Annotated in this window: 23 protein-coding genes and 2 riboswitches; all 23 genes read right to left on the bottom strand. The window is 67.6% G+C overall.

The window, feature by feature from the left end:
- Positions 1 to 8: 8 nt before the first annotated feature.
- Entirely contained in the window at positions 9 to 1,502 is a 1,494-nt protein-coding gene (cobA, locus tag GPK94_RS08390; RefSeq protein WP_215655531.1) for a uroporphyrinogen-III C-methyltransferase, read from the bottom strand.
- The gene (gene hemC, locus GPK94_RS08385) at positions 1,495 to 2,364 is read right to left on the bottom strand and encodes a hydroxymethylbilane synthase (protein WP_215655529.1); all 870 of its coding nucleotides are present in this window, start codon (positions 2,362 to 2,364) and stop codon (positions 1,495 to 1,497) included. The genes cobA and hemC overlap by 8 nt, the downstream gene beginning before the upstream one ends.
- Positions 2,361 to 2,810, bottom strand: a complete 450-nt coding sequence (locus GPK94_RS16020; protein ID WP_252192551.1) for an NAD(P)-dependent oxidoreductase — start codon at positions 2,808 to 2,810, stop codon at positions 2,361 to 2,363. Before GPK94_RS16020 ends, hemC begins: the two co-directional genes overlap by 4 nt.
- Positions 2,811 to 2,825: 15 nt before the next feature.
- Entirely contained in the window at positions 2,826 to 4,004 is a 1,179-nt protein-coding gene (gene hemA / locus GPK94_RS08380) for a glutamyl-tRNA reductase (protein ID WP_243207865.1), read from the bottom strand.
- A 1-nt stretch (position 4,005) separates the two neighbouring features.
- A complete protein-coding gene (gene cobI / locus GPK94_RS08375) occupies positions 4,006 to 4,698 on the bottom strand; it encodes a precorrin-2 C(20)-methyltransferase (protein ID WP_215655527.1) in 693 nt (230 codons plus the stop codon).
- Positions 4,695 to 5,549: an ATP-binding cassette domain-containing protein gene (locus GPK94_RS08370; protein ID WP_186962772.1), complete on the bottom strand. Its 855-nt coding sequence runs from the start codon at positions 5,547 to 5,549 to the stop codon at positions 4,695 to 4,697. Before GPK94_RS08370 ends, cobI begins: the two co-directional genes overlap by 4 nt.
- The gene (cbiQ, locus tag GPK94_RS08365; protein ID WP_215655525.1) at positions 5,546 to 6,328 is read right to left on the bottom strand and encodes a cobalt ECF transporter T component CbiQ; all 783 of its coding nucleotides are present in this window, start codon (positions 6,326 to 6,328) and stop codon (positions 5,546 to 5,548) included. Before cbiQ ends, GPK94_RS08370 begins: the two co-directional genes overlap by 4 nt.
- A 4-nt stretch (positions 6,329 to 6,332) precedes the next feature.
- On the bottom strand, positions 6,333 to 6,623 hold the full coding sequence (locus tag GPK94_RS08360; RefSeq protein WP_101693447.1) for an energy-coupling factor ABC transporter substrate-binding protein: 291 nt from the start codon (positions 6,621 to 6,623) through the stop codon (positions 6,333 to 6,335).
- A gap of 13 nt (positions 6,624 to 6,636) precedes the next feature.
- On the bottom strand, positions 6,637 to 7,350 hold the full coding sequence (locus GPK94_RS08355) for an energy-coupling factor ABC transporter permease (RefSeq protein ID WP_193537572.1): 714 nt from the start codon (positions 7,348 to 7,350) through the stop codon (positions 6,637 to 6,639).
- Positions 7,351 to 7,508: 158 nt separating this feature from the next.
- Positions 7,509 to 7,702: riboswitch (cobalamin riboswitch) on the bottom strand.
- 37 nt (positions 7,703 to 7,739) lie between these two features.
- On the bottom strand, positions 7,740 to 8,546 hold the full coding sequence (locus GPK94_RS08350; protein WP_101693449.1) for a sirohydrochlorin cobaltochelatase: 807 nt from the start codon (positions 8,544 to 8,546) through the stop codon (positions 7,740 to 7,742).
- 18 nt (positions 8,547 to 8,564) lie between these two features.
- Positions 8,565 to 9,212, bottom strand: a complete 648-nt coding sequence (locus tag GPK94_RS08345; RefSeq protein WP_215655523.1) for a precorrin-8X methylmutase — start codon at positions 9,210 to 9,212, stop codon at positions 8,565 to 8,567.
- A gap of 3 nt (positions 9,213 to 9,215) precedes the next feature.
- Entirely contained in the window at positions 9,216 to 10,718 is a 1,503-nt protein-coding gene (locus tag GPK94_RS08340; protein ID WP_215655521.1) for a cobyric acid synthase, read from the bottom strand.
- Positions 10,718 to 11,767 carry an aminotransferase class I/II-fold pyridoxal phosphate-dependent enzyme gene (locus GPK94_RS08335; RefSeq protein ID WP_215655519.1) on the bottom strand — a complete coding sequence of 350 codons (1,050 nt, stop codon included), beginning with the start codon at positions 11,765 to 11,767 and terminating at the stop codon, positions 10,718 to 10,720. Before GPK94_RS08335 ends, GPK94_RS08340 begins: the two co-directional genes overlap by 1 nt.
- 24 nt (positions 11,768 to 11,791) lie before the next feature.
- A complete protein-coding gene (cbiB, locus tag GPK94_RS08330) occupies positions 11,792 to 12,778 on the bottom strand; it encodes an adenosylcobinamide-phosphate synthase CbiB (RefSeq protein ID WP_215655517.1) in 987 nt (328 codons plus the stop codon).
- Entirely contained in the window at positions 12,775 to 13,836 is a 1,062-nt protein-coding gene (gene cobT, locus GPK94_RS08325; protein ID WP_101693454.1) for a nicotinate-nucleotide--dimethylbenzimidazole phosphoribosyltransferase, read from the bottom strand. Before cobT ends, cbiB begins: the two co-directional genes overlap by 4 nt.
- Before the next feature lie 2 nt (positions 13,837 to 13,838).
- Positions 13,839 to 15,209: a cobyrinate a,c-diamide synthase gene (locus GPK94_RS08320; RefSeq protein ID WP_215655515.1), complete on the bottom strand. Its 1,371-nt coding sequence runs from the start codon at positions 15,207 to 15,209 to the stop codon at positions 13,839 to 13,841.
- Positions 15,206 to 16,408: a precorrin-6y C5,15-methyltransferase (decarboxylating) subunit CbiE gene (gene cbiE / locus GPK94_RS08315; protein ID WP_101693456.1), complete on the bottom strand. Its 1,203-nt coding sequence runs from the start codon at positions 16,406 to 16,408 to the stop codon at positions 15,206 to 15,208. The genes GPK94_RS08320 and cbiE overlap by 4 nt, the downstream gene beginning before the upstream one ends.
- Complete coding sequence (cobK, locus tag GPK94_RS08310) at positions 16,405 to 17,151, bottom strand: precorrin-6A reductase (protein ID WP_215655513.1); 747 nt, start codon at positions 17,149 to 17,151, stop codon at positions 16,405 to 16,407. The genes cbiE and cobK overlap by 4 nt, the downstream gene beginning before the upstream one ends.
- Before the next feature lies 1 nt (position 17,152).
- Positions 17,153 to 17,887: a precorrin-3B C(17)-methyltransferase gene (cobJ, locus tag GPK94_RS08305; protein ID WP_101693458.1), complete on the bottom strand. Its 735-nt coding sequence runs from the start codon at positions 17,885 to 17,887 to the stop codon at positions 17,153 to 17,155.
- Positions 17,878 to 18,933 carry a cobalamin biosynthesis protein gene (locus GPK94_RS08300; protein WP_215655511.1) on the bottom strand — a complete coding sequence of 352 codons (1,056 nt, stop codon included), beginning with the start codon at positions 18,931 to 18,933 and terminating at the stop codon, positions 17,878 to 17,880. Before GPK94_RS08300 ends, cobJ begins: the two co-directional genes overlap by 10 nt.
- Positions 18,930 to 19,688: a precorrin-4 C(11)-methyltransferase gene (cobM, locus tag GPK94_RS08295; RefSeq protein ID WP_215655509.1), complete on the bottom strand. Its 759-nt coding sequence runs from the start codon at positions 19,686 to 19,688 to the stop codon at positions 18,930 to 18,932. Before cobM ends, GPK94_RS08300 begins: the two co-directional genes overlap by 4 nt.
- A complete protein-coding gene (cbiD, locus tag GPK94_RS08290) occupies positions 19,685 to 20,839 on the bottom strand; it encodes a cobalt-precorrin-5B (C(1))-methyltransferase CbiD (protein WP_215655506.1) in 1,155 nt (384 codons plus the stop codon). The genes cobM and cbiD overlap by 4 nt, the downstream gene beginning before the upstream one ends.
- An 85-nt stretch (positions 20,840 to 20,924) precedes the next feature.
- Positions 20,925 to 21,109: riboswitch (cobalamin riboswitch) on the bottom strand.
- 115 nt (positions 21,110 to 21,224) lie between these two features.
- Positions 21,225 to 23,264: a HAMP domain-containing sensor histidine kinase gene (locus tag GPK94_RS08285; protein WP_215655504.1), complete on the bottom strand. Its 2,040-nt coding sequence runs from the start codon at positions 23,262 to 23,264 to the stop codon at positions 21,225 to 21,227.
- Between the last annotated feature and the right edge of the window lie 11 nt (positions 23,265 to 23,275).

Here is a 23,275-nt window from a genome sequence, read left to right as displayed (position 1 = left end):
AGACGGGCTCACCCCCGGGCGCACTCCACCGCGCACTCGGTCAGGGCCTCCAGAGTGGCCGAACGGGCCACCCGGACGGGGATGCCGCTGCGCCGGGCCTCGGCGGCGGTCTGCTCCCCGATGCATATGCCGGTGATGCGGGAGAGGTCGGCCCCCTCCCCCACCGTGGCGAGAAATCCCTTCACCGTGGAGGCCGAGGTAAAGGTCACCAGATCCACCCGGCCCTCCTCCACCGCCTCCCGCAGAGCCTGGCTCCGGGGATTGCGGTAACAGGTCTCATAGATAGCCACGTCGTTATATTCCAGTTTAGCGCGTTCCAGCGCCTGCGTCAAGGCGGGGGACCCCTCCCTGGCACGCAGGAGGAGGACCCTGCCCGCAGCCTGGGCGGCCAGCGCCTCGCCCAGGTGGGATGCGTCGTAGACCTCCGGGATCAGGTCGGCCTTTAATCCATGCCCGGCCAGCGCACGGGCCGTCCCCGGCCCGATGGCAGCCAGGCGCACCCCGGCCAGAACTCTGGCGTCCAGACCCATCCGCTCCAGAGCCGCCCAGAGGAACTCGGCCCCGGCTGGACTGGTGAGAGCCAGCCACTCATACCGCTCCAGGTGTCCCAGCGCCTCCTCCATCTCGGGACAGGGCGAAAGGGGGATGGTCTCGATGCAGGGGTACTCCCACACCTGGGCCCCCAGGGCACGCAGCCGTCCGGTCAGCGTCCCGGCGCGCTCCCGGGGCCGGGTGACCACCACCTGCTTGCCCCGCAGGGGGAGCCGGTCAAACCAGTCAAATTCCTCTGCCAGGGCACACACGCCCCCTACCACGATGACGGCGGGGCTGCGCACCTCTGCTGCGGCCGCCCGTGCGGGCAGCTCTTCCAGGGTGGCAGAGATCCGCCGCTGGTCAGGGGTGGTTCCCCGCTCCACCACGGCAGCCGGGGTGGCGCCGTCCATTCCGGCCGCCAGAAGCCCGGCGCAGATGTCCGGAAGGGCCGATACCCCCATCAGAAAGACCAGGGTACCCTTCGTGCGGCACAGGGCCTCGAAGTCGATATCCAGCTTCTCCCCCGCCCGGCGGTGGCCGGTGATGATGTGGAGGGAGGAGCAGAAATCCCGGTGGGTCACCGGGATGCCCGCGTAGGCCGGGGCGGCAATGGCCGAGGTGATGCCGGGCACCTCCTCAAAGGGGACGCCGTGCCGGGCCAGGAGCTCCAGCTCCTCCCCGCCCCGCCCGAAGAGGAAGGGATCGCCCCCCTTGAGGCGGACCACCACCTGGTTCCCGCTCCCCTCCTCCAGGAGGATGCGGTTGATCTCCTCCTGGGGCACGGGGTGGCATCCGGCGTTCTTGCCCACGTCGATCCGCCGGGCCTTCGCCGGGATGAGGTCCAGAATGGCGGGGCTCACCAAGCGGTCATAGACCACCACGTCGGCCTGGGCCAAAGCCTCCCGCCCCTTGACGGTGAGCAGGCCCGGATCTCCGGGACCGGCTCCGACCAGAATCACCTTACCCATGGCATTTCTCCTCCTTGATCCGTGCGCCCAGGCGGCTGCCCAGGGCCTCGGCCTCCTGCCGGCTCCCCCGGATGGTCTGCCGCCGGCCGGTCTCGTCCATACCGGTAAGGAGGAGCTCCTCCCCCTCGATCACGGCGTAGGCGGCCACCGGGGAGGAACATCCCCCGTCCAGTACCCGCACAAAGGCCCGCTCCGCCAGGGCACAGTCCCGGGCGTCCGGGTCGTTCAGGCCCTCCAGCCACGCCGGGGCGTCCCGCCGGGTCTGGACGGCCAGGATGCCCTGCCCGGCGGCGGGGAGCATCTCTTCCGTGGAAAAATACCGGGCGATGCGCCCCTCCAGTCCCAGGCGGCACAGTCCCGCGGATGCCAGAACCAGGGCGCCGTACTCCCCGCTGTCCAGTTTGCGCAGCCGGGTCTGTACATTCCCCCGGACCGGCCGGACTTCTAACCCGGGAAAGAGGCGTTCCAGCTGGAGCGCGCGCCGCCGGCTGGCACAGCCGATGGGCTTCGTCCGATCCAGCTCCGCCGCGCCCTCGGGCAGTACCAGCACATCCCGGGGATCGGCCCGCCGGGGAAAGGCCACCACCGGCAGCTCCGGATGGGTCTCCATGGGCAGGTCCTTGAGGCTGTGGACGGTGATATCCACCCGTCCCTCCAGCAGGGCCGCGTCCAGCTCCCGGACGAATAGCCCCTTTCCGCCCACCTGGTCCAGCGTCCGGTCCAGGATCTTGTCCCCGGTGGTCTTCATGGTCACCAGCTCCAGCTCCACACCGGGACAGAGGGCGCGCATGGCCTCCATTACCAGCTCGGACTGCCGGACGGCCAGCAGGCTCTCCCGGCTTCCGATACGGATCACGCTCATTTCCACTCCTCCAATGTCCGGCGCACCGCCCGGGCCGCTCCGGCCACGGCCCGGTGGTCCCCGTTGCGGGAGACCATGCCGGCGATCAGTTCTCCGCACTCACAGATGGCGGGAAAGAAAAAGGTACACTCTCCGGGCGCGTCTGCCACGCTGACAGGGATGCCCAGGCTCCGGGCCTCCTCCCCCACCGCGGCGTTCACCTGGCGGTCATCGGTGGCGGCCACCGCCAGGTCCGCCCCGGTCAGATCCCCCGGGGCATAGGGGCGCAGCACATACTCCGCGCCCTCCAGCCGCTCTTTTACCTGAGGGGCCACCACCCGCACCCGGGCCCCAAAGCGCAGCAGCACACCGGTGCGCCGGGCGGCTACCGTTCCGCCGCCCACCACCACGGCCCGCTTGTCCCGCAGGTCCACAAAGAGGGGAAACAGCATTCTGTTTGGTTCCATGGCCCTTCCTCCTCTCTATGCCCGGGTGTGGGCGCGGATCTTGCGGGCGCAGTGGGTCAGGTCCTCCGCGCTCAAACAGCCCTTCAGATTCCCGGCCAGCAGCTCCACCGCCCGGCTCACGGCCAGTTCGGCGGCCTCTTCCGGCTCCAGCTCCGCGCATCCGGCGGCCAGCACCCGCTCCAGCACCGCCGCCTTGACCTCTTCGATGGCCCCCAGGCTGGAGCGATAGCCCTCCCACTGGCGGAAGCGCTCCATGGCGGCGGTGAGGATGGCCTCCCCCTCCGGCGGGATCACCCGCTCCACGCCGCAGCCCAGGGTGTCGATGTTGTAGAGGGTCACGTCTGCCCGCTCCCCCACCTGGGGGGCGATGTCCCGAGGGATGGCCAGATCCACCAGCAGACGCGGGGGACGGGAGAGGGCGTCGTACTCCTCTGCCCCCACCGTATAGTGGGGACTGGTAGTGGCCGAGAGGAGGAGATCCATTCCCTCCATGGCCTGGTAGCGCTCCTCATAGGGGGCCACGGCACACCCAGCGGGGACCACCGTCTCCCCATGGCGGTAGGTGCGCAGGGTCACGGTCACGGCGCACCCCGCCTCCCGCAGGAGCCGGGCCGAGAGCCGTCCCATCTCCCCGTTGCCGATGACGAGCGCCCGCTTGCCTGCCAAGCCCCCGGTCTCCGCCTGGAGGACCTCCACCGCCCGGGCCGCCGAGGAGGGGGACACGCCGCTCACACGGACCTTGCTCCGCAGCTCCTTCCCGGCCGACACCGCAATGCGGAAGAGGGTCTCCAGCACGCTGTCCGTACTCCCCGCCCGCCGGGCGATGGTCAGAGCCTCCCGCACCTGGGAGAGGATCTGATCCTCTCCCCAGATCCGGGAGCGCAGGCCGGCAGCCACCTCAAAGAGGTGGCGTCCCGCCTCCTCCCCCGACAGCGTCCGGAAGGCTCCGTCAAAGAGGGAGAGTTCCACCCCCGCAGCCTCGCAGAGGAGCTGGGGTCCGGGGGGCAGCTCCCCCTCCCAGGAGCAGTAGAGCTCGGTGCGGTTGCAGGTGGAGAGGAGGACACAGCCCCGGATGCCGGGCCGGCGGGCCAGCTGGGCGCAGACCTCCTCCACCCGCCCCTTGGTAAAGGAGAGCCGCTCCCGCAGGGCGATGGGGGCCCGCCGGTCGCTCAGGCCGCAGTAGTAAATGCCCATCTCAGTCCCGGTCCTTTCCCGGCGCGAAGAGGACGGAGAAATAGCGGCTCTCCGGGTCCATGTCGGCCGCCCGGGGCCAGACCTGCTCCTCCTCCATGCCGCAGTTGGAGACCGCCATGGCCCCCTCCAGCCGTCCATGCTGCTCCAGCGTCTCCAGGAGCTCGCCCAGACGCCGTCCGGCCTTCATGTAGATCTGATTGGCGGGGAAATCCACGCAGTCCTCCACGCTGTGGCTAGCCGGAACGATGAGGAGCCGCTCCTCTCCCTGGCACAGGCTGATGCCCAGCCGGGCGGCCACGGCGCAGAAGGAGGGCACGCCGGGGATCAGGCGGGCCTCGTAGCCCCGCTCGGCCACCCGCTCATGGATGTAGAGATAGGTGGAGTAGACCGACGGGTCTCCCAGGGTGATGAAGGCCACGTTCTTCCCCTGATCCAGCAGGGCGCACAAGGTGTCGGCGTTTGCCTCATAGCTCTGCGCCAGCACCTCCTTGTCCCGCACCATGGGGGTGGGGCAGGAGAGGAGCTCCTTCCCCTCGATATAGGCCTGCACGATCTTGCGGGCGGTCTGCTCACCGCTGCCCTTGTCGGGCATGGCCACCACGTTGGCCTCCCGCAGAATGCGCACCGCCTTCAGGGTGAGCAGCTCCGGGTCCCCGGGACCCACCCCCACGCCGTACAGTATTCCTCGCTTCATCTCATTTCCTCCTTGTTGAGCAGCTCTAATATGGCCCGGCGGACCGCCCCAATGGTGGCGGCCGAGCGGGGCAGATCCATCCCGTCCTCCCGGGCCAGGACCTCCATCAGATGGGCCATCCGGGGCAGGCGCAGGTGGTTTTCCCGCAGGAGTCCGGGCTGGCAGACCAGCTCCTCCGCCGTTCCCTCCCCCGCCACGCGCCCTCCGCTGAGTACATAGGCGTAGTCACAGTAGAGGGGCACGATATCCATATCGTGGGTGGCCAGCAGAATGGTCATCTCCAGCTGGTCCCGCAGGGCGGTGAGCAGGCGCATCAGCTCGCTCACTCCCTGAGGGTCCAGTCCCGCGGTGGGCTCATCCAAAATCATCACACTGGGTTCCATTACTAAAACACCGGCGATGGCCACCCGCTTCTTCTGTCCATAGGAGAGGGCATGGGTGGGCTTGTCCCGCAGGGCGGTCACCCCCGTGCGCTCCATGGCCAGCTCTACCCGCCGGCGCACCTCCTCCGGAGGCAGGCCCAGGTTCACCGCTCCGAAGGAGATGTCCCGGTACACATCGGCGGAGAAGAGCTGGTCGTCCGGGTCCTGAAAGACGATGCCCACCTTCCGGCGCAGCTCGGGCAGATCCCGGCGGGCATAGGATACCTCCTTCCCGTCCAGCAGCACCTGCCCCCCGGAGGGAGTGAGCACCCCGTTCAGGTTGAGAAAGAGGGTGGACTTGCCTGCGCCGTTGGCACCCAGAATCCCCGTGACCGCCCCCCGGGCAGCCCGGATGGAGATGGCGTCCAGGGCCCGGGTGCCGTCCTCATAGGTATAGCACAGTTCCCTTGTCTCGATGGCGTAGTTCATCCCAGCAAGCTCCTTTCCAGCGCCAGCGCGCCCAGCTGCGCCGCGCTCACTCCGGCCAGCACGGCATAGAGCCATTTCCCCGGCACGGCGGCGGCGGGCAGCGTGTCCAGACGCCCCTTATAGCCCCGGGATTCCAGGGCGGTAAAAGAGCGCTCCCCCTGCCGCCAGGCCCGGAGGAAGAGCATGGAGACCAGCGTCCCCATGCTCTCCAGGCTTCTGCGCCAGCCCTGGTAGCCCAGCCGGGATTCCTGGGCCACCCGGATGCGTCCGGCGGTGTCCGTGAGGACAAAGATGAAGCGGTAGATCAGCTCCATCAGCTCCACCAGGAGCTTGGGCACCCGCAGCCGCTCCAGGGCCAGGGTCACGTCGGTGACGGGGGTATTCAGGGAGAGAAAATACATGGCCGACACCGCTCCCATGGCCTTACAGAGCACCATGAGACTCAGATCCCGGTATTCCGCCGTGATTCCCCAGCGGAAGCGGCCCAGAAGCTCCACCGCCCACAGTGCGCCCTCCTCCGGCGAGAGGGGACGCACCAGGATGGTGAGACAGCCCACGGCCAGAAAGGCCAGCGGGACCTTGAGAAAACGGAGGACCGTCCTCAGCCTCTGCCCGCCCAGCCACACATTGAGTCCCCCCATCAGAAGCAGGGTGGCCACTCCCACGGCGGCGCTGTCACAGCACACGCACAGGAGCAGGGGCATCAGCGACAGCCACAGCTTGGGGATGGCGTCCACCCGCCGCAGGCGGGAAGCATAGGCATAGCGATCGGTCCCCATGTGGTCACGCGTCCTTGTTGTCCGGTTTCCGGGCGGTGATGCGGCCCAGGATAAAGCACACCACGCCGGACCCCACCGCCGCCTGGAGGGCGAAGAGCAGGGATTCGATCTCGCCGCTGGCCGGCTCCAGGATGGGCTCAAACCAGGGTTCAAACCCGGGCACGCTCTCCTCCACCAGCTCGGCGGCCATGCCGTCGGCTCCGCCGAACTCGGCCTCCCGGCACAGCCACAGAGGGGCCGCCGCCAACAGGATCACCAGCAAAATGAGGATGGTATTTTTCTGCCAGACTTTCATGTTCCGTCCCTCCTTACAGCACCGAGAGCTCCAGCAGCTCATCCCGGGCATATTTCTCCAGCACGTTGAAGACCACCACTGTCAGCAGACCCTCGGCTACGGCCAGGGGGAGCTGGGTGACGGCAAAGATGGTCAGATACTCCCCGATGTTTCCGTAGACCACGCCCAGCTGCACCGAGGTGGTCACATAGGTCACCAGGTCCCCCAGAGCGGCGGCGCAGAAGACCGCCACGGCGGGACGGGCCTTCAGCTTCTTGAGCAGCAGGTACACCCCCCACGAGACAAAGGGCCCCACGATGGCCATGGAAAAGACATTGGCCCCCAGGGTGGTAATGCCGCCGTGGGCCAGCAGAAGAGCCTGGAACAGCAGCACGATGAGCCCCAGCACCGTGGTGGCGGTGGGCCCGAAGAGGATGGCGCCCAGTCCCACACCGGTGGGGTGCGAGCAGGAGCCGGTGGCCGATGGGAGCTTGAGGGCCGAGAGCACAAAGGCGAAGGCGCCGCACATGGCCAGCAGCACCTTGGCCCGGGGATAGTCCCGCACCCTCTTCTGAATGGAGCGCATACCGGCGGCCACAAAGGGCACGCACACGGCCATCCAGCCAAAGGCCCAGGGCCGGGGGAGATAGCCCTCGGCGATGTGCATGGCCGAGGCGCTCACGGTGAGCACGCCCAGCGCCATACACAGGGCGGCGGCCAGGCGGACACAGGAATCCAATCGTTTCATGGTACATTCATCCTTTCCCAATTTGCACTTTGGTCAAAGGTCCCGCCCCAGCGGGACCGGTCCTGCGCCCGGGCTCACCCGGTACCGGCTTTTGAGTTCCACTGCTTCTTCACGGGAAACACACCTCCTATCATCCGTAGCGGTATGGTTTGCCGGCATGGGCCGGCGCGGTCTGCGGCAGGTCTTCCGACTCTGGCCTCATGGCGCGCCCGTGTCTTCCCAGCCCGAAGGGGCCAGTGACTTATGTGCGGGTTTGCTCTTCCATCACGGCAGCGGGACTGTGCGGGATTCTCACCCGTCTTCCCTTTTGAAACCGCCCCGCAGGGCGGTTACCGCAGACCGTCTCTTCTATCCCCGGAGCACGCTCCGGTGAGAAAGCGTCCCGGCGCTCAGTCCGGGCGCTTGTCTCCCTCTTCTTCCCCCTGGGCCGCCAGGGCGTGGCCGGCAAAGAGGGCCCGGAAGGCCGGGTATTCCCCCAGGCCCCGCAGCACACACTCCACCGTATAGCCCTCCCGCTCCAGGCGGCTCTTCCAGGAGTCCTCTTCCTCGCCCGCCATGTCGTTGGCGGCGTGGTCCCCCGCCACCACCATGAAGGGCTGGAGTCGCACCCGGCGCACGCCGCTGCACTCCCGCAGGCGGCGCAGGACCTGGTCCAGAGTGGGGTATCCCTCCACCGTACCCAGAAAAGCCCGGTCCCAGCCCCGGTCGTGGAGGGCATACTCCAGCAGGGCATAGGCGGAATTGGCAAAATGCTCGCTGCCGTGGCCCATAAAGACCAGGGCCTCATCTGCCTCCGGAGCGGGGATGGATTCCATCACCGCATCGGCTGCAGCCAGATAGTCCTCCGCCGTGGTGAGCAGGGGTTTGCCCACCACAAAGCGGGCAAAGCGCCCCCGCCAGGGCTGTGCCTGGGCACAGAGCTTGTCATATTCCTCTCCATTGAGGATGTGGGTGGGCTGGAGGAGCACGTCCTCATAGCCCTCCCGGGCCAGGCGCTCCAGGGCCTGGTCCACATTGTCAATCTGTACGCCGTCCCGCCGCGCCAGCTTGCGCAGGATCATGCCGCTGGTAAAGGCCCGGAACAGCGTCCGGTCCGGCAGGGCGGCGGCCACAGCCGCCTCGATGCGGCTGATGTTCTTCTCCAGCGTCTCGGGATAGCTGGTCCCGAAGGAGACCATCAGAAGTGCTTTCCCCATGGTATCTCACCTCACGTATTACTCTCTCCGGTCTCCGGAGGCCAGGTAGAGCAGGGCGTTGCAGATGGCAGCGGCGATGTTGCTCCCCCCCTTGCGGCCCCGGGCCACGATGTGCTCCCCTCCCATGGAGAGGAGCAGTTCCTTGGACTCCACCACGTTGACAAAGCCCACCGGCACACCGATGACCAGCTCAGGCCGGAGCCGTCCCTCTTCCATCAGCTGGCAGGCCCGCACCAGAGCGGTGGGGGCGTTGCCCAGGGCCAAGACCACGGGTCCTTCCAGCCCGGCGGCCCGCTCCATGGAGACAGTGGCGCGGGTCTCCCCCCGCTCCCTGGCCTCAGCGGCCACATCCGGGTCGGACATAAAGCACACCACGCGGCCTCCAAAGCTCTCCAGCACCCGCTTGTTGATGCCCGCCCGGGCCATCTGGGTATCGGTGACGATGGTGCAGCCCTGCCGCAGGGCCTCCACCCCCCGCTCCACCGCATGGGGAGAAAAGACCAGATTGTCGGCATAGTCAAAGTCGGCGCTGGTGTGGATACACCGCTTCACCACGGCCAGCTGCGGGGCCGGGATGTCCCGCTCCCCCAGCTCGGAGGCGATGATCTCCATGCTCCTGGCCTCGATCTCAGCGGGGGCCACCCGCTGCAAGTGGATCTCTCTCATGTCCTATTCCTCCCGGTTGAGAATGCGGTAGACCCGCTCCATATCCAGCCCCGCACGCACGGCGTCGGCCAGAATGTCATACTGGCGCTCCTTGTAGTCCGTCCAGTCCAAGACAGCCTCCTGCTCGCCCAGCCCTCTGGCCTGGCGCAGGCAGTTGACCAGCGCTCCGGCGCAGCCGCCCTGATCGAAAAGGCCGTGGACATAGCTGCCCCACACATTGCCCCGGGCCAGACCGTCGGCCTTCTCCACGCCGTCCAGGGTGTGGAGGCGGGCGCAGTTCCCGGCAGCATCGCCCCGGGTAGTCTCGCCCATGTGGATCTCATAGCCCTCGAACGCCACGCCGTTCATGCCCGCAAAGATCCCCTCCAGGCCGTGAAAGACGCCCTGGACCCGGGTGCGGGTCTTTTCTCCCCGGAACACGGTGCGCCCGGGCAGCAGGCCCAGGCCGGGCAGGCTTCCGCCTCCCTCCACACCGTCGGGGTCGGAGACCTCCTCCCCCAGCATCTGGTATCCGCCGCAGATGCCGATCACCGCGCCGCCCCGGGCGGCGTGTTTGCGGATGGCGCTCTCCAGGCCGCTGGCGCGCAGCCAGCGCAGGTCGTCCAGGGTGTTCTTGGTGCCGGGGAGCAGGATGAGGTCGGGCTCCCGCAGCTGGGCGGGGCTGGACACATACCGGAGGGAGACCTCGGGAATGCGCTCCAGGGGGTTGAAGTCGGTGAAATTGGAGAGCTTGGGCAGTCGGATCACCGCCAGGTCGATGAGACCCACCCCGCCGCCGTTCCCCAGCCGCTGGGAGAGGGAGTCCTCGTCGTCCAGGTCCACGTTCACCATGGGCACCACGCCGGTCACGGGGATACCGGTGCGCTCCTCCAGCATGGAGAGGCCGGGGCGGAGGATCTCCACGTCTCCCCGGAATTTATTGATGACAAAGCCCTTGAGCCGTGCCCGCTCCTCCGGTTCCAGCAGAGCCGCCGTGCCGTAGAGGGAGGCAAACACCCCGCCCCGGTCGATGTCGCCGCACAGGAGGACCGGGGCATCCACCATGCCAGCCAGGCCCATGTTCACGATGTCCCCGTCCTTCAGGTTGATCTCAGCAGGGCTTCCCGCCCCCTCAATGACGATCACGTCGTATTCCCGGGCCAGACTCTCATAGGCCTCCAGGATCTCCGGGATGAGCTCCCGCTTGTAGGCGAAATAGTCCCGGGCCTTCCAGTTGCCCCGGGGCACGCCGTTGACGATGAGCTGGGAACCCACGTCGCTCACCGGCTTAAGCAGGATGGGGTTCATCCGCACGGAGGGCTCGATTCCCGCCGCCTCGGCCTGCATGACCTGGGCCCGGCCCATCTCCAGTCCCTCCCGGGTGATGAAGGAGTTGAGGGCCATGTTCTGGGATTTGAAGGGTGCTGCCCGGAGCCCGTCCTGCCGGAAGATCCGGCAGAGGGCGGCGCACAGGAAGCTCTTCCCCGCGTTGGACGTGGTCCCCTGTACCATGATGCACTTTGCCATCAGTCCAGTACCTCCTTCAAGGCGTTGAGCAGAATGTCGTTTTCCTCCGGAAGCCGCACGGCGATGCGGTAGTCGCACGCCCCCAGTCCGGGGTAGTTGGCGCAGGAGCGGATGAGCACCCCTCGCTCCAGCAGGCGCTCCTTGAGGTCGCTCCGCCCGGGTGCGGAGAAGAGCAGGTAGTTGGTCTCGCTCTCCCACACGGTCAGGCCCAGGGCCCGCAGCGCCGCCGTCAACCGGGCGCGCTGGGGGCGGATGACCTGCTCCATGGCCGTCTCCGGCCAGCCGGGACAGGCGCAGGCGGCGATACCGGCGGCCTGGGCGGGGGCTGAGACGCTCCATGGCTGCCCCACCCGGTAGAGCCGCTCGGGCAGCTCCGGATGGGCGGTCAGACAGTAGCCCAGGCGCAGCCCGGGCATGGCATAGCACTTGGTGAAGGCCCGCAGGAGCACCAGCCGCGGAAACTCCGAGAGCCGGGCGGCCAGCCCCTCTCCCCCTCCGTCGCAGAGGTGGAGGAAGCACTCATCCACCACCAGCCAGACCTTCTCCTCCTCTGCCCGCCGGAGGATGGCCTCCAGTACAGGCTGGGCCACCCTCCGTCCGGTAGGGTTGTTGGGGCTGCACAGGAAGGCCAGCTCCACCCCACCCGAAAGGGCGGCGGCAAAGCCCTCATCCACTGCAAAGCCATTCTCCCGGGCCAGAGGATAGCGGACCACCTCTCCCCCGGCCGCCTCCACGGCCTGGGCGTACTCGGAGAAGGTGGGGGCGGTCACCAGCGCCCGGCGGGGCCGCAGAGCCAGGCACAGCCGGAAGATCACATCGGCCGCGCCGTTTCCGCAGCAGATCCACTCGGCCGGGACGCCGTCCCGCCGGGAAATGGCCCGGCGCAGCTCCCGGCACAGACTGTCCGGGTAGCGCTGGGCATCCACGACGGCCGCCCGGGCCGCCTCCGCCACGGCAGGGGGCATCCCCAGCGGGTTCTGATTGGCGGAAAAGTCCAGCACCGGTCCGGACTGGGCGTAAATGTCTCCGCCATGGGTATAGATGGGCATGGGATGACTCCCTCCTTTTGGGATTTAAAAGGGAAAGCGCAGGACCATCAGCGGTACCCCGCACAGCAGGAGCAGGGACAAAAAGGCCGTGCCGTACATCAGCCGGTTGGCCCGCAGGATGTCCAGGGCCTCCACCGGGTGGATGGGGTCGCCCAGGGTGGGCTTCTCCACCCTCCGGCCAAAGTACACGGCCGGACCGGCCAGCTGCACCCGCAGGGCCCCGGCACAGGCGGCCTCGGTGTGAGCCGAATTGGGAGAGGCGTGGTTCTTCCGGTCCCGCCGGAAAATGCGTATCGCCCCCGGTCCGTCAAATCCGGTGAGAAAGGCGCTCAGGCACATGAGCCCCCCCGCCAGCCGGGCGGGCAGGAAGTTGAGGACGTCGTCCAGCCGGGCCGCAGTCCGCCCGAAGTAGAGATAGCGCTCATTCTTGTAGCCCACCATGGAGTCCATGGTGTTGACCGCCTTGTAGGCCATTCCGGCCAGCGGGCCGCCCAGGGCCAGGTAGAAGAGGGGAGCCACCACGCCGTCCGAGGCGTTCTCGGCCACCGTCTCCACCGCCGCCTTGGCCACACCGGTCTCGTCCAGGTTCTCAGTGTCCCGGCCCACGATCATGCTCACCGCCCGGCGGGCTCCCGGAAGGTCTCCATCCCGGAGGGCGCGGTAGACCTTCCCGCTCTCATCCCGCAGGGACCGGGCTGCCAGCAGCTGATAGCACAAGAGGGTCCGCACCCCGAAGTCCAGGGCCGGGTGGAGTCTGGCGCACAGGGCGAGCACCAGTCCGGTCACCCCCACGGAGAAAAAGAGCACCAGGACCACCAGCGCCGTACCGCCGGCCCGCTCTCCTCCCGGGGTTTTGGGAAAGACGCGGCGCAGGGGCTCCTCCAGCCCCGCGATCAGCTGTCCCACGGCCCGGACCGGGTGGGGGGCCCAGTGGGGGTCCCCCAGCAGCAGATCCAGGCAAAACCCCAGAAGCAGGGCGGTCAGGTTGGTCTGAAAAAAGGATTGTATCATGTCAGCGGCTGGTAAGCCTCCACCTCGATCTCATCAAATGTGGCCATCTCCCGGTAGACCGCCAGGGCCATATCCAGCAGAGGCATGACCGCCGCCGTCCCGGTGCCCTCCCCCAGACACATTCTGGCCCGCAGGAAGGGGGTCAGGCCCAGGGCCTCCAGCAGCAGTTCCCCGGCGGGCTCCGCTGAGACGTGGCTGGCCAGCAGGTAATCCCCCGCCGCCGGGCAAAGCCGCACGGCGCACAGGGCAGCCGCCGCCGAGATGAACCCGTCCACCAGCACGGGTACCCGGCAGGCCGCGCCGCCCAGGAAAACACCGGCCAGACCGGCCAGATCCAGTCCTCCCACCTTGGAGAGCACGTCCACCGGGTCGGTTGGATCGGGCTGGTTCACCGCCACGGCCCGACGGATGGCGTCCACCTTGCGCACCAGCCCCTCTGAGGAGAGGCCCGCGCCCCGGCCGGTGACCGTCTCCGGCTCCACGCCCAGGAGCACCGAGACCACGGCGGAAGAGGCCGTGGTGTTGCCGATCCCCATCTCTCCAGTACCCAGGAGCTTTACGCCGGAAGCACAGAGCTCCTGCGCGATCTGGATGCCGGTCTCGATGGCCCGGACACAGGTCTCCCGGTCCATGGCCGGCTCCCGGGTCATATTGCGGGTCCCCCGCATGAGGTTGCGCTGAAGGATGCGCGCCCCCTCCACCGGACGGGCCACGCCGATGTCCACCGGAACCAGCTCGGCGCCGGCCACCCGGGCCATGCAGCAGACGCTGGTATCCCCCTTGGACATATTCTCTGTGACGATGGCGGTGACCTCCTGTCCTGTCTGGGTCACCCCCTCGGCCACCACGCCGTGGTCGGCGCACATGGCCACGATGGCCCGGCGGCTCAGGTCCACGTCGGGGCTTCCGCCCATGGCCGCGATGCGTACCACCGCATCCTCCAGAAGGCCCAGGCTGTGCAGCGGCTTGGCGATGGAATCCCACCGGCGGCGGGCGGCCTGCGCGGCCCGCTCATCGGCAGGCGTGATCTCTCGTACGGTCTTCTCCAACAGTCCCATGTTCATCCCTCATTTTCCCCATGATATCTGGCACAGGCGGCCACAAATCGCTCCGCCGCCTGTTGACAGCCGCAAAAATGTACGTGCGGAAATCCCGCATAGAGGGTGGGCGTATGCCAGGCACAGTCCCACCCCCGCTTGCTTCTGGGCTTCTGGGCGTGGAAATCTGCTCCCGGCCGGTCGCTCTCCCAGTAGTGGAACTCGTGGGCCGGCAGGCTCTCCCCCGCCCCGCAGAGCAGGCCCTCCGTCCGGGCCGTCAGTGTGATATAGCCAAAGCGCCCCAGCTTTCCCTGGTTCCAGGCCGCGGCGGGCAGGACACCCACCAGGGGGCGGTCCACCCCGTCCGCGTCGGAGAGGGTCCGGTGGAGGTAGAGAAAGCCTCCGCACTCGGCCACGGTGGGCATCCCGCGATTCACTGCAAGGCGCACTGCCCGGCGCATGGCGGTATTGTTGGCCAGCGCCGCTCCGTAGAGCTCGGGATAGCCGCCCCCCAGATAGAGCCCGGCGCATCCCTCCGGAAGCCCCTCGTCCCGCAGCGGGGAGAAGCTGACCAGCTCGGCCCCCAGTTTCTCCAACAGCTCCAGGGCGTCAGCGTAGTAGAAGCAAAATGCCTCGTCCCGGGCCACGGCGATGCGGGGCCGGGCCGGATGGGAGGCGGGGATATTCTCCTCTTCCGGCGGCAGGTCGGGGGCAGACCGGGCCAGGGCCAGAAGGCCGTCCAGGTCTATGCTCTTCTCGGCCTGGGCAGCCAGGGCGGAGAGCTTTCCCCGCAGGTCGGACACCTCTGCGGCCGTGATGAGGCCCAGATGACGGCTCTCCAGGGAGGCGTCGGGGAGGACCGGAAGGTAGCCGTAGACCGGGATGCCGGTCTCCTCCTCCACGCAGTCCTTCAGAGCGGGGTAGAACATGGGGGAAACCCGGTTGAAGAGTACCCCGCGGATGCCGTGTTCCTCCTCCAGGGCACAGAAGCCCTTCACCACCGCCGCCAGAGAGCGGGCCGCGCCCCGTCCATCCACCACCAGCACCGCCGGTGTGGCGGTCCGGCGGGCCAGGTCCCAGGCGCTGAGTTCACTGGAGAGGGCCGCGCCGTCATAGTAGCCCATGGCCCCCTCCAGGATGGCGGGTCCATGGCCGGCGCAGTTCTGACGCAGAGAGCGGCGCACCGCCTGCTCCCCCATCAGGAAGAGGTCCAGGTTGCGGGAGGGCACCCCCAGCACCTCCGCGTGGAACATGGGGTCGATGTAGTCCGGCCCCGATTTGAAGGCCACCGGATCCAGCCCCCGGTTTACCAGGGCCTGGAGTACGGCGCAGGTCACCGTGGTTTTACCGCACCCGCTGGCGGGGGCGGCAAAGAGCAGACGGGGAGGATTCATTCCGCTCCCCCCGTTCCGCTGATGAGCCACACCGGATTCTGGGCCTCCATCATGTGGTAGCTTCCCGCCTTCCTGGTCCGGGTGACCGCCACCTGGACCAGGTCCACATCCTGAAAATGCAATTCCTCAAAGGCCGACACCGCCTCCTGGAGGGTCTCCAAAGTCACGGCCGACACCACCGCCCGGAGGCCGGGGCGCTTGTCCAGGGCGGCGGCCAGGATGGCCCGCAGGGCACCCCCGCTTCCCCCCACAAAGACCCGGTCGGGGGGCGGCAGCTCCGCCAGGGCCTCGGGGGCGGTCCCAGGCACCGGGATCACGTTGGAGGCGCCCAGGGCCGCGGCGTTCTGAGCGATGAGCTCCAGGCCCTCACTCCGCCGCTCCACCGCGTAGACCACCCCGGCCGGGGCGGCCAGAGCGCACTCCACCGACACCGAGCCGGTGCCCGCCCCCACGTCCCAGATCACGCTCTCCCGCTCCGGACGGAGCTTGGAGACCACGAGGGCGCGGACCTCCTCCTTGGTCATGGGCACCTTTCCCCGCTGAAAGGCACTGTCGGGCAGACCGGGCGCGGCGGCGCTCCGCTCCACCGGGTGGGGATGCTCGGCCAGCAGCACGGCGAGATCGGCAAACTCCTCCCCCGCCAGGGACTGGGCCGTCCCCGCACAGATGCGCTCCTCCGGGTAGGAGAGCCGCTCCCCAACCCAGATCCGCACATCACCCAGGCCCCTGCTGCACAGCTGCGCACACAGGTCCTGGGCCCGGGTCTCACCTCCCGTGAGGACAAAGGTGCGCCGGTGGCTCTGGATCTCCCCCACCGCGTTGTGGGTACGGCCGTGGGCGCTCACCCAGTGGACATCCTGCCAGGTGGTGTTGAGCCGGGCGCAGAAGTAAGAGAGAGAGGAGATGCCCGGGATGGTATGTACCTCGTACCCCTCCAGCAGGGGCCAGAGCGCCTTTGCCCCGCTGTAAAAGCCCGTGTCTCCGGAGAGGAGGACGGCCGCCGGGCCGTCGCTCTCCCCTTCCAGGGCGGCGAGGATCTCCCGCGGGCGGATGAGGGGATGAGCGGGTTTCTCCCCGCTCCAGGGCTCCAGCAGTCGGGGGGCGCCCAGGAGCACCCGGCTCTCCTCGATGGCCCTCCGGGCCTCCCCGGTGAGGGTGTCCGGATTTCCCATGCCCACGCCGATCAGATAGACTTTCATGGCCGCTGCGCCTCCCAGTTCCTTTGAAATTCCGCCAGCGTCTCCCCCCGCTCCCGGGTGGGACGCTCCACCACGATCAGCCGGCAGCCCGTCTCCCGGGCCGCCGCGCACTTCTCCTCAAATCCTCCGGCCGCACCGCTCTCCTTGGTCACCAGCACGGAGATGTCCAACTGCCGGATCAGGGCCCGGTTGAGCTCCGCCGAAAAGGGCCCCTGCATGGCGATGATCTGTTTCGGGGGAAATCCTGCTGCCTGACAGGCCTCCAGAGAGGACATGCTGGGCAGCACCCGGGGATAGCACCGCTCCCGCAGCCCCGGCTGGGCGAAGGGAGCGAGCTCCTTGCTGCCCGTGGTGAGCAGGATGTTCCCCGGCAGTTCCCGGCACAGCTTGGCGGCGTCGGTCAGGCTGGCGCAGTGCAGGAAGTCCCCCGCCCCCTCTTCCGCCCGAACGATCCGCCAGTAGGGCAGGTCAAGCTTCTCACAGCAGGCGCGGATCTGGGCGGTGACCTGTACAGCATAGGGGTGGGTGGCGTCGGCCACGCAGCAGAAGGGGCGGCTTTTCATCAGCTCCTCCATCCCTGCCGCGTCCAGCCGTCCGGTGTGGACCGCGATTCCCTCCCCCTCGGGCAGGAGAGTGGCCCCGTAGTCGGTGGCCACGCAGACGGTCACCCGGCAGTCCCGCCGAGCCAGCCAAAGGGCCAGCTCCCGACCCTCCGTGGTGCCGCCAAAGAGCAGGACCTCCATCTCACATCCCCCGCTGGAGGTAGCCCCGGGGGGTGACCATCTTTCCGCCGATGAGGCAGGTCTGCCGGTTGCCCACAAAGACCGTGGTAAACATGTCCACCTGGGTCTCCCGCAGCTGGGCGAGGGTGCATGTATGGGCCTCCTCCCCGGCGCGGCCGATGTTGCGGACATAGCCGCACACGGTATCCGGGCTCTTCTCCTCCAGCAGGATATCACAGGCCCGCTGGAGATAGTCAGCCCGGCTCCGGCTGGAGGGATTGTAGAGGCAGAGCACAAAGTCAGCCCGGGCCGCCAGGCGCAGGCGATTTTCGATGGTCTCCCAGGGAGTCATCAGGTCGGAGAGGGAGACCACCGCAAAGTCGTGGGTCAGGGGCGCGCCCAGCACGGCGGCTCCCCCACAGGCGGCGGTGATGCCGGGGACCACCTCGATCTCGATGGGCGGATAGTCCCGGGATACCTCGTACACCAGGGCCGCCATGCCGTACACCCCCGAGTCGCCGGAGCAGACCAGGGCCACATCCCGGCCGGCCGCCGCCTCCTCCACCGCCATGCGGCAGCGGTCCACCTCCCGGCGCATACCGGTGGAGCGGCGCTCCTTGTCGGGGAACTGCCCCTCCAGCAGGGCGATATAGGCGGTGTAGCCCACGATCAGGTCGCAGCGCTCCAGAGCCTCCACGGCCCGCCCGGTCAAATCGGCCCCGGCGCCGGGGCCCAGTCCTATCACGGTCACTCGCATGGTGTTTCCTCGCTTCCTTCTTCAAATGAGACGGCCCATGGCCGCCGGGCCACCGCAACGGTGACCCCGTCTGCCCCCTGCTTGGGAACCAACAGCGCTCCCCCCGCCCGCACGGCGGCACGCTCGCAGACATTGTCCACCCCGGTCACCGAGCGGACAAAGGCGGAGGGGGTAAAGGCTCCCGGTGTCCCGGCCAGCTCCTCCGCCGTCCAGACCCACAGGGGCAGCCCTTGGGTCCGGCAGAACTCCAGCAGCCCTGGCTCCCCCTGTTTCAGATCAATGGTGCTTACCTGGAACACCGCGCGCGGATGGAGCCGGAAGGCCTTCAGGGTCTCCTCCACCGCCCGGGCGATGGTCTCGGAGCTGGTTCCCTTCCGGCAGCCGATGCCAAGAGTAAGCACCGGTGGGACAAGACGCAGGGTCACCGGGTAGGGTGCCTTTTCCACGTCCGCAGTCAGGACGATCCCCACCTCAGACGGCCCCGACGAGAGGCCCTCCGGCCGCTCTCCCTGTATAGGAAAATCACTTTGCAGCCCTACGGAATCCCCCGCCAGAAGGGCAGCGGACACCCGTTTGGCCGCCATTTTACTGTCAATGTATAAACCTTTACACTTTGCCCAGCTGTCCACCGCGAAACGCCCGTTCACATCGGTGGCAGTGGAGATGGCTGCCGTGCCGCCCGTGAGCCGGGCCACCCGGCGGGCCAGGTCGTTGGCTCCGCCTACATGGCCGGAGAGGAGTGGGACCACCCAGGCCCCTCCCTCGTCCACACTGACCACGGCGGGGTCGGTATACTTGTCCCTCACCCAGGGGGCGATGGCCCGGACCGCGATGCCGCAGGCCCCCACAAAGAGGAGCCCCTCGCAGTCGGCAAAGCGCGCTCCCGTCCAGTCGGCCAGCCGCTCATAGGAGGCTGTCCCCAGTTCCTGGGCCAGCCGTGCCGGGAGGGCCAGCTTCACTTCCTCCCCCTGTTCCTCCAGTGCCCGGGCCAGGGAGCAGGCCAGACCATATCCCCGGCGGGTGAAGGCGGTGAGGGCCAGTCTCATACCTCGGTCCCCTTCCGGCAGCCGTGGGTAAAGGTCGGGTCATAGAGCTTGGAGCGCTCGTAGTCCTCTCCCAGGAAGCGTCCCACGGTGATGAGGGCGGTCTTGGTGACGCCGTTGGTACGGGCGGTCTCCGCCAGGGTGGAGACCGTGCAGCGGAACACCCGCTCCTCCGGCCAGGTGGCCTTGTAGACGATGGCCGCCGGGGTGTCGGGGGCATATCCCCCCGCCATCAGCTCCCGCTCCACCTCCTCCAGCAGGCCCGTGGAGAGGAAGAGCACCATGGTGCAGCCGTGGCTGGCCATCTTGCGCAGGGCCTCTCCCTCGGGCACCGGCGTCCGTCCCGCCATACGGGTGATGATGACGCTCTGGGAGACATCAGGCAGGGTGTACTCCGCCTGAAGGGCGGCCGCCGCGCCGGAGAAGGAGGAGACGCCCGGCGTCACATCGTAGGAGATCCCATCCACATCCAGGGCGTCCATCTGCTCCCGGATGGCCCCGTAGAGGGAGGGGTCACCTGTGTGGAGCCGGACGGTGGTCTTGCCGGCCGCCTCGGTCTCCCGCATGACGTCCAGAACCTCCTCCAGGGTCATGGAGGCGCTGTCATAGACCTGACAGCCCTCTTTGCGGTACTCCAGCAGGGCCGGATTGACCAGGCTCCCCGCGTAGATGATCACGTCGGCCTCCCCCAGAAGGCGGGCCCCCCGCACCGTGATCAGGTCGGCCGCGCCCGGTCCGGCGCCAATAAAATGGATCATAAGGATTCTCCTTCCCCGCGCCTGTGGCGCGCCAGCAGTTCACTGGCCCCCGGGGTCTGCCCCAGCAGGCCAAAGCGGTTGGAAAAGACCACCGCCTGAATTTCCATCTCCTCCCCCGCCCGATGGCGGAGGTTCTCATAGAGTGCCCTGGTCAGAGAGGCCATCACGTCCTCCCGCAGCCCCGCCTCCTCCAGAAGCTCCAGGGCCGCGTCGGTGGTGGCCGCTTCAAAGACTCGTTCCACCAGCCCACGGGGCGCGCCGCACAGGGCGGCGTGGGCGGCCATGGTCTCCCGGCGGCCGTCTGCCGTCCGAGAGTGGGTGTTCATGGCGCCGCCGGCCACCTTCACCAGCTTGCCCAGATGCCCCACCAGCAGGAAACTGGAAAAGCCCAGCCCTGCCGCGTGGTCGATGGCAGCCCCCAGGTAATTGCTGCAGGAGATGCAGCCCTCCGTCTCCAGCCCCAGATGGTCCCGGGCGTAGTCCTCCCCATAGTTGCCCGGCGTGACCAGCAGGTGCTGTACTCCGGCGGCATGGGCCATGTCCAGCTCCAGCGTGATGGAGTCCACCAGAGCCGCCTCGCTCATGGGGCGGACGATCCCGCTGGTCCCTAGGATGGAGATCCCACCCTGGATCCCCAGCCGTGGGTTGAAAGTCTTGCGGGCCAGCGCCTCTCCCCCGGGGACCGAGATGACCGCCTCCAGTCCGCCGTGGTCCCCTGCCTCCCGCAGGGCGGCCGCGAGCTGCTCGGCGATCATCCGGCGGGGGGTGGAATTGATGGCCGCCGCGCCGGGGGGCTGGTCCAGCCCAGGTCGGGTCACCCGGCCCACACCTTCTCCCCCGTCCACCCGCAGCGTGCCGTCGCTCCGCCGGGAGACTCTGGCATAGATCCGCATGCCATCGGTCACATCCGGGTCATCCCCGCCGTCCTTTTCCACGGCACACATGGCCCAGTCCGCTCCAGCGGACCAGTCCAGCAGCTCTACCTGTACCCGCACACCGGCGGGGGTGTCGATCTCCACTCCGGCCGGGCGAATACCAGTCAGCAGGGCCTGCGCCGCGCCCCGTGCCGCCGCCGCGGCACAGGTGCCGGTGGTATAGCCGCAGCGCAGCCGCTGCCGCCCTACCGGGATATAGTATTCCAGCTTCGGCATGCTCCACCTCCCCACAGAAAAAGCCCGCCTCCAGAGGAGACGGGCCGCAGATCTGCACAGGCAAACAGCGGCGCTCTCCACCTAAGAGCGACGTCGGCCAAAAGGCAGGTCTCCTGGCTTGCGCTTCTTCCGCCGGCGTCCCTTCTCGGCAGAGCCAATGGGTCTGACGCCTTTGTCCGCGCTTACAGTAGAGGTAAGACTGCGCCGGATTTTCACCGGCTTCCCTTTTCAGCGGCGAGCCCTCGCCGCACCGTTTGGCAGTTACTAGACATCAGTATAACCATATCCCCGCAGAAAGTAAAGTGGATTGTCTATTTTGTACACATCTTTTCCCAGAGAAATGCCCTGCGGACGGGGACATCCTCCCATCCGCAGGGCATTTGGCTTATACTGACTCCGTCCCTTCCGGAAGGGAGGGGTGAATACACGGGAATTCTACCTCTACGGTGAAGAGGTCGGCGTCGGTCCGCAGCCGGAAGGTTCCGCCGCAGGCCTCGGTAAAGCTCTTGGCGATGGCCAGACCAAGCCCGCTCCCACCGTCACTGCGACTCTCATCCCCCCGGACAAAGCGCTCTGTGAAGTCCTTCTCCCGAGACAGCTCCTCCCGGGAGATGTTCTGGACGCACACCCGTCCGCTCTCCCCGTTGGTCTCCAGGGTGAGGTAGGCCCGGGAGCCCTCCAGACTGTACTGGAGTACATTCTGGATCAGGTTTTGAAAGACCCGGTAGAGCCGGTCGCCGTCCGCCCGGATGAGGACCGGCTCCGCCGGAAGCCGGGTGCGCAGATCCAGACCGCTTGCGGCGATGGGCTCGGCCTGGTCGGCCAGGGTCTGCCGCAGCAGCTTGGCCAGGTCCAGCTCCTCCCAGTGGAGATTCAGATTTCCGGAGGCCGCCTTGCTCACGTCAAAGACCTCCTGTACCATGTTCTTCAGGCGCTGGGCCTTGTCGTTGAGGATGGTCACATAGTCCCGCACATGGTCAGGCAGTTCCTCCTCTTCCAGAAGGGCCGCATAGCTCAGGATAGAGGTCAGCGGGGTCTTGAGGTCGTGGGAGACGTTGGTGATGAGCTCTACCTTCATCCGCTCGCTGCGCAGCCGCTCCTCCACCGCCTGCTGAAGGCCGCTGTCGATGTCGGCTACCGCCTGGGAGAGCCCGGCAAGGGGGCGCTCCGCCGCCAGCATGGTCCCCTGCTGTTTCCTGCGCACCGCCTCGATCTGATCGGAGAGGGCCCCCAGGTCTTCGATCATTGCCCGCTCCTCCTTCCAGTGGAGAAAGACGATCCCCAGCAGCACCAGCCCCACCAGCCCGATCAGGAATGGGACCCAGATCCGGATAGAGCCGCTGCGCCAGGCCGACAGAAATAACCCCAAGTCAAAGGCCGCGGCCCCCAGGGCCAGAATCACCACGGCCATCAGGTGGACCACTCCGCTCCGCATGGCCCGACGCTGGAGGGGCAGGTCTAACCCATCTCCCCGCAGCTTTCCCGCCAGCCAGCCGCAGAAGCTCACCCGGCACAGACGGCCCCGATTGCAGAGGAAGTCGTTGAGGTAAAACACCAGAATCCAGCACAGGCCGATGGCAAAGGCCAGGAAAATGGGCTCGTAGGCGTAGGAGAGGGACACCATCAACGGTCCCACCAGAAACGCCAGGAGGAGCAGCTTGACCTCCAGCCAGATCTTCCCTGTAAGGCGTCCAGCCGCCCGGAAGGTCAGCGCCATCCAGCGCCGCCACAGGAGGCTCCACACCACCAGCGCCACACCCAGCAGGAAGCAGCCTCCCACGATACATACCGCAAGGCGCATGGTGTACAAGGTATCGGCTACATCATAGAGCCCCATAGAGTGGTAAAAATACACCGGTGTCTGGGCGGCAGCCAGACGGATGGTCACGCCGTCCCACGGCTCCCCGGTGTCAGCGGCAGGCTCCTCCCCGCCAGTCTCCCCAGGGACCGCTGTCGCCATGGGTGTGGCCGCCCCAGTGATGCTGGAGAGGTCAAAGCCCCGACCGCTATCGGTCCAACCTCCGCCCGCAAAGAGCTCGGTGTCCAGATTGCGGTAGCCGGGCAGCTCCCACTGCTCCCACTGCTCCCGGTAGACTTCGTCTCCATAGACATCCACCTCAGCGCCGTCCTTCCAGATCTGCACCTTGCCGTCCCGGTACTCCAGGTAGAAATTATAGCCCGGTTCCTGATGTCCCGTCAGATTTCCCGTGATGCCGTTGAGGTTGCCGGCCAACAGTTTCTCATCCTGCCAAATCCCCCAGCGGAGGTTCTCATCCTGGAAGCAGGATGTCTCTTCCCCGGTCAGCACAAACTCCAGCATGGCACGCAGGTCATAGCTGATCTCCCTGCGGAAGCGCCGGGTATCCTGATAGTCGCTGCGGAAGCTGTCCGCCACATCACCCAGTTCCAGGCTACCGGCGCTCAACAGTCCGATAC

It is taken from the genome of Pseudoflavonifractor sp. MCC625 (genome assembly GCF_018784545.1).
Taxonomy (GTDB): Bacteria; Bacillota; Clostridia; order Oscillospirales; family Oscillospiraceae; genus Pseudoflavonifractor_A; species Pseudoflavonifractor_A gallinarum.
This window is presented reverse-complemented; position numbering and strand designations above follow the sequence as displayed.

Excerpts from the sequence above, each read along its gene's own strand:
- cobI (WP_215655527.1), bottom strand. The coding sequence starts at position 4,698 with ATGAAGCGAGGAATACTGTACGGCGTGGGGGTGGGTCCCGGGGACCCG.
- GPK94_RS16020 (WP_252192551.1), bottom strand. The coding sequence starts at position 2,810 with ATGGAACCAAACAGAATGCTGTTTCCCCTCTTTGTGGACCTGCGGGAC.
- cobT (WP_101693454.1), bottom strand. The coding sequence starts at position 13,836 with ATGGGACTGTTGGAGAAGACCGTACGAGAGATCACGCCTGCCGATGAG.
- GPK94_RS08345 (WP_215655523.1), bottom strand. The coding sequence starts at position 9,212 with ATGAGAGAGATCCACTTGCAGCGGGTGGCCCCCGCTGAGATCGAGGCC.
- cobA (WP_215655531.1), bottom strand. The coding sequence starts at position 1,502 with ATGGGTAAGGTGATTCTGGTCGGAGCCGGTCCCGGAGATCCGGGCCTG.
- GPK94_RS08320 (WP_215655515.1), bottom strand. The coding sequence starts at position 15,209 with ATGAATCCTCCCCGTCTGCTCTTTGCCGCCCCCGCCAGCGGGTGCGGT.
- GPK94_RS08300 (WP_215655511.1), bottom strand. The coding sequence starts at position 18,933 with ATGAGACTGGCCCTCACCGCCTTCACCCGCCGGGGATATGGTCTGGCC.
- cobK (WP_215655513.1), bottom strand. The coding sequence starts at position 17,151 with ATGGAGGTCCTGCTCTTTGGCGGCACCACGGAGGGTCGGGAGCTGGCC.
- GPK94_RS08370 (WP_186962772.1), bottom strand. The coding sequence starts at position 5,549 with ATGAACTACGCCATCGAGACAAGGGAACTGTGCTATACCTATGAGGAC.
- GPK94_RS08355 (WP_193537572.1), bottom strand. The coding sequence starts at position 7,350 with ATGAAACGATTGGATTCCTGTGTCCGCCTGGCCGCCGCCCTGTGTATG.
- cbiE (WP_101693456.1), bottom strand. The coding sequence starts at position 16,408 with ATGAAAGTCTATCTGATCGGCGTGGGCATGGGAAATCCGGACACCCTC.
- GPK94_RS08360 (WP_101693447.1), bottom strand. The coding sequence starts at position 6,623 with ATGAAAGTCTGGCAGAAAAATACCATCCTCATTTTGCTGGTGATCCTG.
- cobJ (WP_101693458.1), bottom strand. The coding sequence starts at position 17,887 with ATGCGAGTGACCGTGATAGGACTGGGCCCCGGCGCCGGGGCCGATTTG.
- GPK94_RS08335 (WP_215655519.1), bottom strand. The coding sequence starts at position 11,767 with ATGCCCATCTATACCCATGGCGGAGACATTTACGCCCAGTCCGGACCG.
- cbiB (WP_215655517.1), bottom strand. The coding sequence starts at position 12,778 with ATGATACAATCCTTTTTTCAGACCAACCTGACCGCCCTGCTTCTGGGG.
- hemC (WP_215655529.1), bottom strand. The coding sequence starts at position 2,364 with ATGAGCGTGATCCGTATCGGAAGCCGGGAGAGCCTGCTGGCCGTCCGG.
- hemA (WP_243207865.1), bottom strand. The coding sequence starts at position 4,004 with ATGGGCATTTACTACTGCGGCCTGAGCGACCGGCGGGCCCCCATCGCC.
- cbiD (WP_215655506.1), bottom strand. The coding sequence starts at position 20,839 with ATGCCGAAGCTGGAATACTATATCCCGGTAGGGCGGCAGCGGCTGCGC.
- cobM (WP_215655509.1), bottom strand. The coding sequence starts at position 19,688 with ATGATCCATTTTATTGGCGCCGGACCGGGCGCGGCCGACCTGATCACG.
- cbiQ (WP_215655525.1), bottom strand. The coding sequence starts at position 6,328 with ATGGGGACCGATCGCTATGCCTATGCTTCCCGCCTGCGGCGGGTGGAC.
- GPK94_RS08340 (WP_215655521.1), bottom strand. The coding sequence starts at position 10,718 with ATGGCAAAGTGCATCATGGTACAGGGGACCACGTCCAACGCGGGGAAG.
- GPK94_RS08350 (WP_101693449.1), bottom strand. The coding sequence starts at position 8,546 with ATGGGGAAAGCACTTCTGATGGTCTCCTTCGGGACCAGCTATCCCGAG.